The organism is Gammaproteobacteria bacterium (ex Lamellibrachia satsuma) (genome assembly GCA_019623805.1).
Classification (GTDB): Bacteria; Pseudomonadota; Gammaproteobacteria; order Chromatiales; family Chromatiaceae; genus QGON01.
In genome coordinates this window covers 3,226,383-3,239,482 of the sequence record CP053680.1, presented here as the reverse complement: position 1 = coordinate 3,239,482, position 13,100 = coordinate 3,226,383, and the positions used below count along the sequence as shown (strand labels likewise).

The 13,100-nt window shown below is 57.3% G+C and carries 11 protein-coding genes; 7 read left to right on the top strand and 4 right to left on the bottom strand.

Annotated features, from left to right (window positions below):
- Both HPY30_14245 and HPY30_14240 read right to left on the bottom strand, forming a co-directional pair.
- Positions 1-2,385 carry a LamG domain-containing protein gene (locus HPY30_14245; protein QYZ68062.1) on the bottom strand — a complete coding sequence of 795 codons (2,385 nt, stop codon included), beginning with the start codon at positions 2,383-2,385 and terminating at the stop codon, positions 1-3.
- Positions 2,386-2,496: 111 nt separating this feature from the next.
- A complete protein-coding gene (locus tag HPY30_14240) occupies positions 2,497-3,633 on the bottom strand; it encodes a hypothetical protein (GenBank protein QYZ68061.1) in 1,137 nt (378 codons plus the stop codon).
- 720 nt (positions 3,634-4,353) lie between these two features.
- Between HPY30_14240 and HPY30_14235 the strand changes: the two genes are divergently transcribed.
- The 6 genes from HPY30_14235 to HPY30_14210 all read left to right on the top strand — a co-directional run bounded on the left by HPY30_14235 (position 4,354) and on the right by HPY30_14210 (position 10,278).
- Positions 4,354-6,984, top strand: a complete 2,631-nt coding sequence (locus tag HPY30_14235; GenBank protein QYZ67035.1) for a hypothetical protein — start codon at positions 4,354-4,356, stop codon at positions 6,982-6,984.
- 5 nt (positions 6,985-6,989) lie between these two features.
- A complete protein-coding gene (locus HPY30_14230; GenBank protein QYZ67034.1) occupies positions 6,990-7,742 on the top strand; it encodes an SH3 domain-containing protein in 753 nt (250 codons plus the stop codon).
- Positions 7,743-7,825: 83 nt separating this feature from the next.
- Complete coding sequence (locus HPY30_14225; protein ID QYZ68060.1) at positions 7,826-8,395, top strand: outer membrane beta-barrel domain-containing protein; 570 nt, start codon at positions 7,826-7,828, stop codon at positions 8,393-8,395.
- 16 nt (positions 8,396-8,411) lie between these two features.
- The gene (locus tag HPY30_14220; protein ID QYZ67033.1) at positions 8,412-8,915 is read left to right on the top strand and encodes a TlpA family protein disulfide reductase; all 504 of its coding nucleotides are present in this window, start codon (positions 8,412-8,414) and stop codon (positions 8,913-8,915) included.
- Between the two features lie 3 nt (positions 8,916-8,918).
- Positions 8,919-9,143 (top strand): DUF4266 domain-containing protein, encoded by a 225-nt coding sequence (locus tag HPY30_14215; GenBank protein ID QYZ67032.1) that lies wholly within the window; start codon positions 8,919-8,921, stop codon positions 9,141-9,143.
- A complete protein-coding gene (locus HPY30_14210) occupies positions 9,073-10,278 on the top strand; it encodes a DUF3570 domain-containing protein (GenBank protein ID QYZ67031.1) in 1,206 nt (401 codons plus the stop codon). Before HPY30_14215 ends, HPY30_14210 begins: the two co-directional genes overlap by 71 nt.
- 150 nt (positions 10,279-10,428) lie before the next feature.
- On the opposite strand, the gene genX is transcribed toward HPY30_14210, so the two are convergent.
- Together genX and efp are read right to left on the bottom strand one after the other, a co-directional pair.
- Entirely contained in the window at positions 10,429-11,370 is a 942-nt protein-coding gene (gene genX, locus HPY30_14205) for an EF-P lysine aminoacylase GenX (protein ID QYZ68059.1), read from the bottom strand.
- A 50-nt stretch (positions 11,371-11,420) separates the two neighbouring features.
- The gene (gene efp / locus HPY30_14200) at positions 11,421-11,993 is read right to left on the bottom strand and encodes an elongation factor P (protein ID QYZ67030.1); all 573 of its coding nucleotides are present in this window, start codon (positions 11,991-11,993) and stop codon (positions 11,421-11,423) included.
- Between efp and epmB the strand changes: the two genes are divergently transcribed.
- Positions 11,992-13,065 (top strand): EF-P beta-lysylation protein EpmB, encoded by a 1,074-nt coding sequence (gene epmB / locus HPY30_14195; protein ID QYZ67029.1) that lies wholly within the window; start codon positions 11,992-11,994, stop codon positions 13,063-13,065. The genes efp and epmB overlap by 2 nt on opposite strands.
- Positions 13,066-13,100 lie beyond the last annotated feature (35 nt).

Genomic DNA, 13,100 nt, shown 5'->3' with positions numbered 1-13,100 from the left:
TTATTGCAACAGCAGAACTGCACTGCCGAGCAGCGCGGCGCAGTTGGCTTTGACCACCACAGCGGTGCGACCCGGTTCACAACCGGCACCACAGGCGATCAGCAGGTCAGTGAGTTGATCCAACTCGGTGCGCACATTTGTCTCACTGGGCTGATCAGCCAAGCCCCCGCCCAGCATCCGCGTCATCAAAGGGTCGAGCATCAAGTCCCGGCTGGTGGTAAAGGCGCTCTGCGGCTCGCTGTCGAAAGGGAAGCCGGGGAAGTAGCCGCTGCGCAAGACAGGGTCGTCCACCAAAGCATTGCAGTATTCGATCGCCAGCTGCGACACCGCCACCTGATGGGCGGAGAGGAAACCCCCGATGGTCTCAATCGCCGGGAGTTGCTGTTTGACACTCTCGAAGGTGGTACTCACCTCCGGGCGGATCGAACTGACACCGGTCAGCGCTGACATGCTGGCGTTGATCTCATCAAAAGTGCGCAGTCCAATCACCGATTGCGGTTCGCCATCAGCAGGGGGCGGTGGGGCCAGCGGCAGCGGTTCCGTATAGACGTTACTCTGGTTGCCAAGCCGTTCGAAACTGAGGAAGAATTCATCCCCCGCCACGCCCAACTCACTGGCGATCGCCGTTCCAAGTGGCGAAAGCAGTTGGCCCTGTTCAGCCGAATAGGCACTGCCTCCAATAGTGAGATCGAGATTGTTGTAGGCCTGGCCCACCTCCACCTCGCGACCGTTCATGCCGAGGCGCATACCGGCGAGGGGGAGACCCGTAGGTTGCACGTCCGCATCCAAACTGATAAACCGGGGCTGGTTGAAGAGATAACTGTAGCTATCGTACTGGGTGACTTCGAACAGGATGTAGCTCTCCGGCAAGCCCACCAATTCACTCACGCTAAACAGCAGAAAGTACTTCTCCCCCACACCAGCAGTCAGATTGCGGTCGACCTGCTCAGGCGTCATGGCGCGATTGTGGATCGCCAGCATTCGAAGTTTGCCCTGCCAGGGACGGTTTCCCGAAACCTCGTTGCCCAGCACCAGGGCAAAGGTGTCATCCCAATCGTTCAGATTGCCACCCGGAACCGGATCAAGATCATCGGTAAAGCGGCCGTTGACGTAGATGCTACGACCGTTGACCGGGTCGAAGGTGACTACCACATGCTGCTCTGTAGCCTGCAGGCGCTCGTCTGCATCGGCGGTGGAGAGCGCAGGTTCACCATTCGCTCCGGTCTGGTTGGAACGCTGCAGAAAATCGTAGTTATAGCGGGTCTGCCCCAGGGTGAAGTTGCGGATATCCGTGCCGCCAGAATAACTGACGATACGAGCCGGTCCCTCCTGAGTCACATTGGCTGGCACTACCCAGGCCTCGATGGTGTATTCACCAGTGGCCTGAATCAGCTCATTCAACTTGCTGCTGGCGCCAGTGGAACCCTGCGCCTTACCGCCGCTGAACTCCAGCCCCCAGCCACCGACCCAGGCCACTTCGCCACTGAGGGTCAGATTGAGTCCTGGCTCCACACCGCTGGTGTCGTAGGCGATATCACCTTCACCGGTCTTGAATTCATACAGGGCGATCTGATTTGTCTCATGACGGCTGCCACCGCTGGCGATCACTCCGTCTGCAAGGTTGAGGGCCTTGCTCAACACCAGCGCGGGATCGACCTGTGAGATCGGTACCTGGGCGGCAAAGGCGGCCACCTGGGCCTCCATGTCATCCGCATCCGTCAGGCATTCGCCGCTCCAGCAGTTGTGAAACTCAGTGCGCAACCGTACCACCAGACGCGATGCCTCCGGCCGGTTCAGATCGAGCTTGGAAGCCACCGCTTCGTAGGCCACCGCCACATCGGGCCCGGCAAAGTAGGGGGCCTCCGGGGTGACCGCATTTTCGTTATGACACTCGGCACAGTGGCTGGTAAGCAGTGGATAGACAGTGACGGAGAAAAGACCGAAATCGTCCGGCAGGATGCGCGAGTCACCCACTTCCTTGATCGGCGGGGCCTTGAGTTCGATCTGACGGCCACCACCAATACCGCTGCTGTTGGCCCAGGCTTCGATATAGGCAGTGATAGTGTCTGCGCAGGCAATATCACTGGCAAGCCAGCAATTGTGTCCACCACCTGTCTTGGTCACCAGGCGTGAATCGCCGGGGCTGACCAGGTCGACCAGCGAATTGGCCGCAGTGTAGGCCAGATTGACATCGTCGTTGCGCGCAAACAGGGGCGACTGACCCGTTTCACCATGACAGTTACCGCAACGACTGGTGGAGCGCAGGTTCTCCCACAGACTGATCCGAAACGCCTGGACATCACTGGTACGCGCCGCCGGTCCCTTGTAGCTGCTCTCCTCCTGAGCACTGGTGGAGGGGATCTCGCTGGTGCTGACCCCTTCCATGCAGCCGCTCAACGACACAGCGGCAAGTAGCCATAAGCCGCCAATCAACGCCATTTTCTGTTTAGCGACTGCCATCTTTAGCCTCATATCTCCGCTGACCGCCCACACCGCTCAATCCCCCCGGCAATAGACCGCCGATTCGGCGAACAGTCGTTTCATGCTGTAGTTATCGGACTTGAATGAAGCGCTCATGGTTTCTACCTGGGCATGGTCGGCAGCATCCACCGGCTCCCGCAGACAGACGCTCTTGAAGACCTTTTTTGCCTGACAGCTGGCGAACGCCTGGCTGTTGGCCAGTTCCACGCCCATGGATTTGGCGCCGTTGCCTCCACCCGGCAGAACCTGATCCCAGCCAAGCAGGGCGTTGGGTCCCGTACGCCAGTAGTTGTCCCAGCGATCGTCCGTCGTCACATAGCCATATTTGAAGTTGTCGGCGTTGATCAGGTACTTGGCTTGGACCACGCCCGGTGTATAGACGAGGCGACCTGCGCTTTCATCGAAGTCGTAGTAGGCATAGGCCTGAACCAGTGGATCCATGCCGGTGTGACAACCGATGCAGTTGTTGAGAAAGAGTCGGCTGTCACCGCCTGGACTGCGGGGAATATCCTGACGGATGCGGTCAGCGGAACGGGTGGTATCCTTGATCTGCTCCAGGTCGACACACAGCTGATTCAGCAGGGTGAATCGGTACATGGATCTATTGGTCCCGGCGGAAAAGAATGCCATGGCCGCCTGCCGGGTGGTCACGATGCCGGCTGTGGCAGAGGCGGGCAAACCACCGGCCACCGACTGCTGCGTCGCCACCAATCCTTCCTTGAGATCGATTCCGCGCTGCTCCAACGCCTCGTAGTGATCATTGTTTGCGGACGAATAGCCGGGCAGGTCCAGGGCCGGATCACCGATATAGAGCAGATCCGCCGACAACAACTGATTGAAGGGAACCTCGTCGCGCACCATGCCGATCACCGTGGCGGTGTAGTCGTTGAGCGGCACGAAACCGCTCTGCTCCTCATTGCTCCAGGGAGCGGCAAAATTCTTCAGGGTCACATTGTAGAAAGCCGGGTTCTCCATGGCGATATAAGCCGCGGCAACCGGGTCGCCGTTGGCATTTATCTCCGTCTCCATTTGGTCCAACACCAATTGACTCGGCGGCACCCCCGCAATGCGATCGTGCATCCGCCGGGCCTGTTCCTTTGCACCCGCCAGCAACGGGTGGGAGATAACGAGGAATAGAACCAGACAACCCATCATCAGTGCATCACTGACGAACAATCTCCTCCTTATATGTAGACCCATTTTTATCCCTACCTTGTATATATATCGATTGCCTTACGACAAAATATTTTATTCTTCGCAATAAACGGAACTGCTTTTCATTCTTGAAGCCAACTACATTGGCCAGCGATATTTTTCGATTAATATATGCTCAGCTTATCGTATTAAAATTATCATTTTCCCAATGTTTTTATTGGTAGGTGCTTATTTTATTATCAATAGTCGGAAGCACTTTTATCTTCAGAATTAAGACCTGTAAATATCTCTTGAACTAAATAATGCAGGCATGGATGAGTTGTTTCTGTGACTTGGATACGAATCCCACCACACCCAATGTGACCACCTTTGCAGTTTTTATACTGCTCTCCCATTCATAATGAACTCACTTGGTTGAGCACAAATAAAAAGAGACGAATGCAAAAAACAAAGCAGTGACAGATCTTTGTTACCAACCCGAAAAAACATTTCGTTTGATTTTTTTCTGCCCAACAGATCGGACCAATCATTTATTTAACTCAGGTTTCGGAGTTCATGGTGGTGGTTGGCATGGAGTGTGGCTTCTCTAAATGTGAAGAGCGTAGGTGTGCGCAGTGCACCCTACCAGATGAATTAAACGCCACCTTCCATCTTTTCCGGATGGCTTGAACTCTGAAATTTGAGTATTTAATAATGGATTATGGAAATCATCGACTGATGTTCTTGTTTACTTTTCTTAAGAAACATCCGGCTGCATGCCGATACATTTCCGGCATCCTGGCTCCAATCTTATTGGTTGCTTGCGGTGGAGCTGAGCAGACAGCAGACCCTGTGGTAGTGGACCACCCGGTTGCCTATGTAAAACGTCCTGTCACCGGTATCGAACAGGAGGACATGCGCCGCCTGATCACCTTCAATGCAGGCGCCGATCTCTACCTGCGCGAGCGTGCTTCACCCAGTGCGAGTGAGCACAACCTCACCCGTCAGCTCACTGGTGGAGGGGGGGACGTTCGGGATCTGCAGGTCTCCTATGATGGCGAGCGATTGCTGTTCTCACTTCGCCTGCCTCTGATCGAAGGTCTGGACGAGGCAGACCAGCCGAGCTGGAACATCTGGGAATACAGCTATGCCGACAATAGTCTGCGCCGCGTCATCACCTCCGATACCCATGCAGAAGCGGGCCATGACATCGCCCCCCACTACCTGCCGGACGACCGGATACTGTTCAGTTCCAGCCGGCAGAAAAGTGCCAAAGCACTGTTGCTGGACGAAGGCAAGCCGCAATACGCCGCGATCAACGAATCCGGCCAGGAGCCCATATTCGTGCTGCATGTGATGCAGGCGGACGGCAGCGACATCCAGCAGATCTCCTTCAACCAGAGTCACGACCTGGACCCCACGGTACTGAGTGACGGACGGGTGGTATTTAGCCGCTGGGAACGCAGCGGAGACGAGGCAATCGACCTCTATCAGATGAACCCCGATGGCACCAATCTGCAACTTCTCTATGGCGCAGACAGCCACGCCACGGGGACTGACGGGGCAGCAGTGCAGTTCCTCCGCCCCCGCGAATTGCCTGACGGCGGCTTGCTGGCCCTGTTGCGACCCTTCAACAATCTGGATGGTGGCGATCTGGTGCGGATCGATATCGATAATTTCGTCGACCACAACCGTCCGCTCAGCGGCGGCGAAACCCTGCCGGGCACAGCCCAGCCGCCGGCGACGATCAACCCGGTGCGCACCGATAGCGCCCCTTCCACCGGCGGCCGCTATCGTGACGCTTTTCCGCTCCGGGACGGCACAGACCGGCTTCTACTGAGCTGGAGTCAGTGCCGTCTGCGAATCGAGAGCCTTACCCTGCCCTGCACAGAGGAAAATCTGGCCGACCCCCGCGCCGAGGAAGCCTCCCCACTCTACGGCATCTACGTCTATGACCCTGACGAGACAACCCAGATGCCGGTGCTCAGCCCCACCGACGGAGTGGTCTACGAAGAGGTGGTGGCGTTGCAGGCGCGCAAAGCCCCGAGCATAATCTTTGACAATATTCCCGATATCCTGCTGGCGGAAGAGGGCGTAGGGCTGCTGCAGATCCGCAGCGTTTACGATCTGGACGGCCAGGACACTGCCGTTCCCGACCTTGCCAGCCTGGCGGACCCGGCGCTGACCACAGCCGATCAGCGTCCACTGCGTTTCCTGCGTCTGTTCAAACCGGTGGCACTCCCCCCCGACGATCTGTTGGATATACCCGGCAGCGCCTTCGGCCGTAACCGAAGCCTGGGAATGCGAGAGATCCTCGGTTACGCCCCCATCGAACCCGACGGCTCGGTGAATATCAAGGTTCCGGCCGACACCCCTTTCAGCTTCAGTCTGCTCGACCGGAATGGGCAAAGGATCGGCGATCGCCATGACCACTGGCTGCATCTGCGCCCTGGAGAAACACTCACGTGTCACGGCTGTCACGACCCTGACGACACCGTACCTCACGGCCGCAAGGATGCCCTGCCGGTCGCAGTCAACGTCGGCGCTCTGGGTGACGGCCTGCCCTTTCCCAACAGCGATCCGGCGATCTGGGCCAACCAGGGTGAAACCATGGCCCAGGCCCGCGGCCGTATCAGCTGCCAGAGTGACTGTGCCGCCCTCAGCCCCAACGTCGACCTGCTGTTTGAGGATCACTGGACCGACCCCGCTGTGCGGGCAAAAGATCCCGCTTTCAGCTATCGCTACGCCGACGTGAATGCTCCAGCGCCCACCACCGAGTCCTGCCAACAGAGCTGGTCCCGTCTTTGCCGCACGGTGATCCACTATGAACAACATATCCATCCTCTCTGGAATGTCCCACGTCCGCTGCTGGACGAAAGCGGTCAGCTGATCGAAGATCGCCGCTGCAACCTGTGCCATGGAACCATCGACGAAAACGGCGCCCTGCAGGTTTCCGCCGGCCAGCTCGACCTGAGTGACGGTCCTTCGGACGCTCAATCCGACCATTTCAAGGCCTACCGGGAACTGCTCTTTTCCGACAATGTGCAGGAGATCATCAACGGTCTGCTGCTCGACCAGGTGGTACAGGACACCGACGGCGATGGCAATCTCCTGTTTGAAACCGACGCACAAGGCAATCTTATCCTCGACGCCGACGGCCTGCCGATCCCGATTATGGTGACGGTACGCGCCCCCGGCCCCTCGATGCGGGCCGGTTCCTCACAGACCAGCTATTTTTTTGACCGTTTCACGGTGGGCGGCTCCCACGAAGGTTATCTGAGTCCGGCCGAACTGCGGCTGTTGTCCGAATGGCTCGACGTCGGTGCCCAGTATTGGAACAACCCCTTCGACATACCCGTCGAAAATTGAACCCGATGGCCTCTGCCCGCCCTCACTTATCCCTGATCTACCTGCTTCCACTTTGGCTGTTGAGTACGCTTGCAGCAGCGGAAGAGCGTTACCGGGAGGTGGAGATCAGTGCGCCCTATATTGAGTTGCAGACCGGCCCGGGACGCGCCTTCCCCGCTATTCATGCCGTGGGGCGAGGCGAGCGGGTAGAGATCCTCAAACGCCGCACCGATTGGTTCAAGCTGCGTACCCACAAAGGCGTTGAAGGTTGGGTCCATCTGGATCAGCTCAGTGGAAACCTCGACCACCAGGGTGAGCCGCTGCGTCTGGATGCACCTCGACTGGACGACTTCAACGGACGCCGCTGGGAAGCGGGCCTGCTGGGGGGATATTTTGAAGGCGCCGCCCTGCTCAGTGCATATGGCGGCTTTGCCCTGTCGCAGAATCTCAGTGCCGAGCTCGCCTTCTCCCATGCCTTGGGGGACGTCTCAAGCCAACTGATGGCAGACATAAATCTTGTTGCCCAGCCTTTTCCTGAGTGGAGAATCTCGCCTTTCTTCACCATCGGCACCGGCCTCATCCACACGCGGCCACGCAGCACTCTGGTGCAGAGCGAGGACCGCACTGACCAAACCGCGAACGTGGGACTCGGGGCGCGCTTCTACCTGGGGCGCCGTTTCATGTTGCGCGGTGAATACAAAAACCGACTGGTGTTCACCAGTCGTGACGACAACGAGGAGTACTCGGAATGGAAATTAGGTATCGCTTTCTTCTTCTGAAAAGCCGACCGACCAGACGATCTGTCGGCTTCTGGCTGCTGATAGCACTGCTGCCCTGGCAATCCCTGTCAGCAGCCGGGGAGATGGAGGGCGGCAGGGAGCCGGTAATTCTGCCCGACCTCGATCGACGCGAGATCGTCGAGCCTGAGATCGATACCGAAGACTTCGAGATCAGCCTGTTTGCCGGCGCACTCAGCATTGAGGACTTTGGCACCAACCCGGTCTACGGCGTGCGTCTCAACTACCACCTCAGCGAAGATTTTTTCCTGGAGGCAGATGCAGGCTACTCCCGCGCCAGCAAGACCAGCTATGAACTGTTAAGCGGTAGTGCACAGCTGCTCACCGACAGCGAACGCGATTTCACCTACTACAACCTCTCTTTGGGTTACAACCTGTTACCCGGAGAGGTTTTCATTGGAAAGGGACGGGCCTTCAACACCCATCTCTATCTGATCGGCGGCGTCGGCAATGTCACCTTCGCGGGTGACGACCATTTCAGCGCCAATCTCGGACTGGGTTACCGCTTCCTGTTCACCGATGCCTTTGCCCTGCATCTTGACGTGCGGGACCACCTCTTCAACAGCGACCTGCTTGGAGAGGATAAAACCACTCACAACCTCGAACTGAGTGCCGGTCTGAGCCTGTTCTTTTAAATCAGGAGCCTTAAGAATGATAAACACAGCCAAACAGCACCACATATTGGCCACCCTGGTGCTAATGTTATCACTGCATTTCACACCACTGTGGGCGGCCACTCAGCTGGCCCCTGACTTCACCCTGAAGAGTCTGAACGGCGAGAATCTGCGTCTCAGCGAACTGCGCGGAGAGGTGGTGATGATCAATTTCTGGGCAAGCTGGTGCGGCCCCTGCAGACAGGAGATGCCGCTGCTTGAAGAGCTCTATCAACGCTACCAGCCGCTCGGGTTTACCCTGCTGGGGATCAATGTGGAGCAGGATGATGCCAAGGTACGCAAGCTGTCCAAGGAGCTGGGGGTGAGCTTTCCAATCCTGTTCGACAACGACAACCGGGTCAGCAAAGACTATGCCGTATCCGCCATGCCGACCACCCTGCTGATCGACCGGGATGGCAATCAACGATTCCTGCATCAAGGTTTTCGGCCCGGTTACGAGCAAGCCTATCAAGAGCAGATTCGGCAGCTGGTGAAGGAGTAGACCATGCAAGCGATCAACCTCTCTGCGGTGCTCCTGGTGCTGACGTCATTGGCTGGTTGCGCCGTGGAACCCTGGGTCAAACCCTACGAACGGGCAAAGCTGGCCGATCCGATCATGAGCTTCAGTCGCAATCCGGTGGCAGACAGCTACCTGCACCATGTCTATCAGGCACGAGAGGCAGCACGCGGTGCCGAAAGTAGTCAGGGAGGCGGCTGTGGCTGTAACTGAGATCAAACAGACAAACCGACTGCTGCTGATCGGCAGCTTGACCGCTGCCTTGCCGGTACTGGCGGCACAACTGCCTGAGGAACGGGCGGATGCCATGTACCATCTCTACGACGGTGGCGGGGTGACAGTCAGCGGCCCCTCCATCCTGGTACGCAAGCAGTTCGGCGAGAGCATATCTGCCTCCGCCAACTACTATGTCGATGCCATCTCCAGTGCCTCCATTGACGTGGTGACCACCGCCAGCCCATACACCGAAAATCGCACTGAAATCAGCGCATCGGTGGACTACCTGTATGGCGACTCGCAGATGAACCTCGGCTATACCAGCAGCGAGGAGAGCGACTACAGCGCCGATGCAGTCCATTTCAGTATTGGCCAGGATCTGCTTGGAGACCTCACCAACGTCACCCTGGGTTACAGCCGGGGCAGTGATGAAGTACGGCGCAACGGTGACGCTGACTTCAGCGACGAGGTGACGCGTAACAGCTTCAGTCTCGCCCTGAATCAGGTGGTCACCGCCAACACCCTGTTCGCCCTCTCCTGGGAGACCATCGCTGACGAGGGTTTCCTCAATAACCCCTACCGCTCGGTGCGTTATCTGGATGCATCCAGCCCGGCAGGTTACAGCTTCGAATCCGAAATCTACCCCCGGACCCGCACCAGCAACGCACTATCGGCCCGCCTGCGTTACCATCTGCCTTACCGTGCGGCAATCTCGGGAGAGTATCGTTATTTCTCCGACACTTGGGGTATCACAGCCCACAATTCCGAACTCGGCTACACCCACCCGTTGGGAGACAACTGGACCTTCGATCTCAGTTACCGCTATTACACCCAGAACGCTGCAGATTTCTACAGCGACCTTTTCCCGCGGGTTCAGTCACAGAACTACCTGGCGCGTGACAAGGAGCTGAGCAGTTACTCCAGCCACTCGGTCGGCTTCGGAATGAGTTACAAACTGCAACGGGAGAGCTGGAAACTACTGGACAGTGCCAGCCTTAATCTCGCCTACAACTATCTCTATTTCAACTACCGGGATTTCCGTGATATCAGCCAGTCGGAAGCAGTAGGACAGGAACCGCTCTACGAACTCTCCGCCAATGTGATGCGGCTCTATCTCTCGGTCTATTATTGATTGCCGGGTTACGCCGTGCAGGATGTAGGGTGCGCCATGCGCACCCTACATCCTGGCTGAATCCGCAATTATCACATTGAAGGAGTACTAAGCTACGCAACACAACGTAGGCCTGATCAAGCCTAGTGGATCAAGTGTCCAGCATTGGCATCAGGCATGCAGATAGGGAAACGCCAACACCTCTTCGATAGACGCCACATTCGTCACTCGCATCAAGAGCCGGTCTATACCCAGGGCAACACCGGCACATTCGGGCATCCCGGACGCCAGACCGGACAATAAATTTCTGTCCATCGGCACTGTCGGCAAGCCCCTCTCTTCACGGATCGCATTCTCCTGCTCGAATCGACGCTGCTGCTCTTGGGCATCGGTCAGTTCATGGAAGCCGTTGGCAATCTCAATCCCCTCCAGATAGAGCTCGAAACGCTCAGCCACGGCTGGCGTACCCTGACGCACCTTTGCCAATGCCGCCTGACTCGCCGGGTAGTCGAATAGAAAGCTCAGCCGCTCCCTGCCAAGGTGATGCTCGATGCGCTGGGTCAGCAGCAGGTCGAGCCAGGCATCCGCACCATCCAGTGACAGGGTTTCAGCATCGGAAATGCCCGCATCGATGGCACATTGGCGCAAGCATTCAGCCGAAGCAGCATGCGGATCGATGCCAAGATAACGCTGAAAAGCCTCCCCATAGCTCACATGTTCCACCGGCAGGGCGGATGGCAGTACGGCATTCACCAGGGACGCCACTTCATCCATCAGAGCAAGGTGATCAAACCCCGGCCTATACCACTCGAGCAGGGTAAACTCCGGATTGTGCCGGGTACCGAGTTCCCCTCCCCGGAATACCTTGCAGATCTGGTAGATAGGCCCACTGCCAGCCGCCAGCAAGCGTTTCATGGGGAATTCCGGTGAAGTGTGGAGATAAAGGGTTTCACCGTGAGCCGCTCCGGGACCGGTGTAACGGGTGGTGAAACTCTCTATGGAGGGGTCGGTCACCCCAAAGCGGGAGCAGACGGGGGTTTCGATCTCCAAGACCCCGGTCTGTCTGAAAAATGTCCGGATATCCGCCAGCAGCCCTGCCCGTGCCCGCAGCATCTCCTGCGTGGCGACAGGACGCCAATCCGAATTTGCCGGATTGCCGGAGGTCAACCTTCCTTGACGCGGGAAACATACTCGCCGGTGCGAGTATCGACTTTGATCATCTCACCGATCTGTACAAAAAGCGGCACCCGAACCACAGCGCCGCTCTCAAGGGTCGCTGGTTTACCGCCGCTGCCGGAGGTATCCCCCTTGAGGCCCGGGTCGGTATCTGTAACAGTCAGCACCACGAAGTTCGGCGGCGCAACGATGATGGGGGAACCGTTCCAAAGGGTAATGGTGCAGAGATCCTGCTCCTTCATCCACTTTATGGCATCACCTACGGCTTTTTCGTCAGCACTGACTTGCTCGAAGCTCTCCGGATCCATAAAGTGCCAGAATTCACCATCAGCATAGAGATACTGCAGGTCAACCTCCATGACATCAGCCGCTTCCACCGACTCGCCGGATTTGAAGGTCTTCTCCAGCACCCTGCCAGTCTTCAGATTGCGGATCTTTACCCGGCTGAAGGCCTGGCCTTTGCCTGGTTTAACAAATTCGTTCTCAATGATGGAGCAGGGATCACCGTCCATCATGATCTTCAGACCGCCCTTAAACTCGCTGGTGCTGTAACTTGCCATGACTTCCTCACGAAACATATCGATTGCGGCGCATATCATACCTGAGAGTGGGTTAACTTTGCAGACTCCTCTTTGGCAGCAGGCGCTCAGCGATGCATTTACCCGACCGAAGGCGCTGCTGGACTACCTCGGAATCGAACAAGACAGCATTCCAGTGGAATTCAGCTCCGAATTCAGCATGCGCGTGCCCAGAGGTTTTGCGGACCTGATGAGGAGAGGCGACCCAGGGGACCCGCTCCTGCGTCAGGTCCTGCCACTTCAGAATGAGTCGGTGCATGTCCAGGGTTTCTCCCGCAATCCCGTCGGCGACCTGGAGGCCCATGCGGTTACTGGACTGCTGCACAAATACCATGGACGTGCGCTACTCATCACCACCGGCGCCTGCGCCATACACTGTCGTTACTGTTTTCGGCGCCACTATCCCTACGAAAACGGTAGTGCCACGCCTCGCCAGTGGGAAGCGTTGCTCGCCTACCTACGCGAACATCCAACAATCAACGAGGTCATTCTCAGCGGTGGCGACCCGCTGATGCTGGGCGATGAAAAGCTTGGCCGGTGGATGCAGCAACTCAGCGAAATTCCCCATCTGCAGCGTCTGCGCCTGCACAGCCGTCTGCCGGTCGTCCTTCCGGAACGCATCACCCCTGAACTACTCACCCATCTGCGGAAAAACCCTCTCCAATCTGTTCTGGTGATACACACCAATCACCCTCGCGAACTCTCCGGCAGAGTGACCGGGAAATTGAAGGCGTTGCAGATGGCCGGCGTACTTCTACTGAACCAAAGCGTGTTGCTGCGTGGCGTCAATGATCAGACTGCGGTATTGGTGGAACTCAGTGAACGTCTGTTCGAGGCGGGGGTCATGCCCTATTATCTGCATCTGTTGGATCGTGTGGAGGGAGCCGCTCATTTCGAGGTCGAGCAGGCGCGTATCCATACATTATACAGTGGCCTGCTATCCCGGCTGCCGGGGTATATGGTCCCCAAACTGGTGCGTGAAACCGCCGGAGATGCATCGAAAAGACCAGAAGGGTTCGATCTATCGGAGCAAAAGCCCCACTGGATTACATAAGCATCCGTTGGTAGGGTGCAACCCGCGCTTATTTT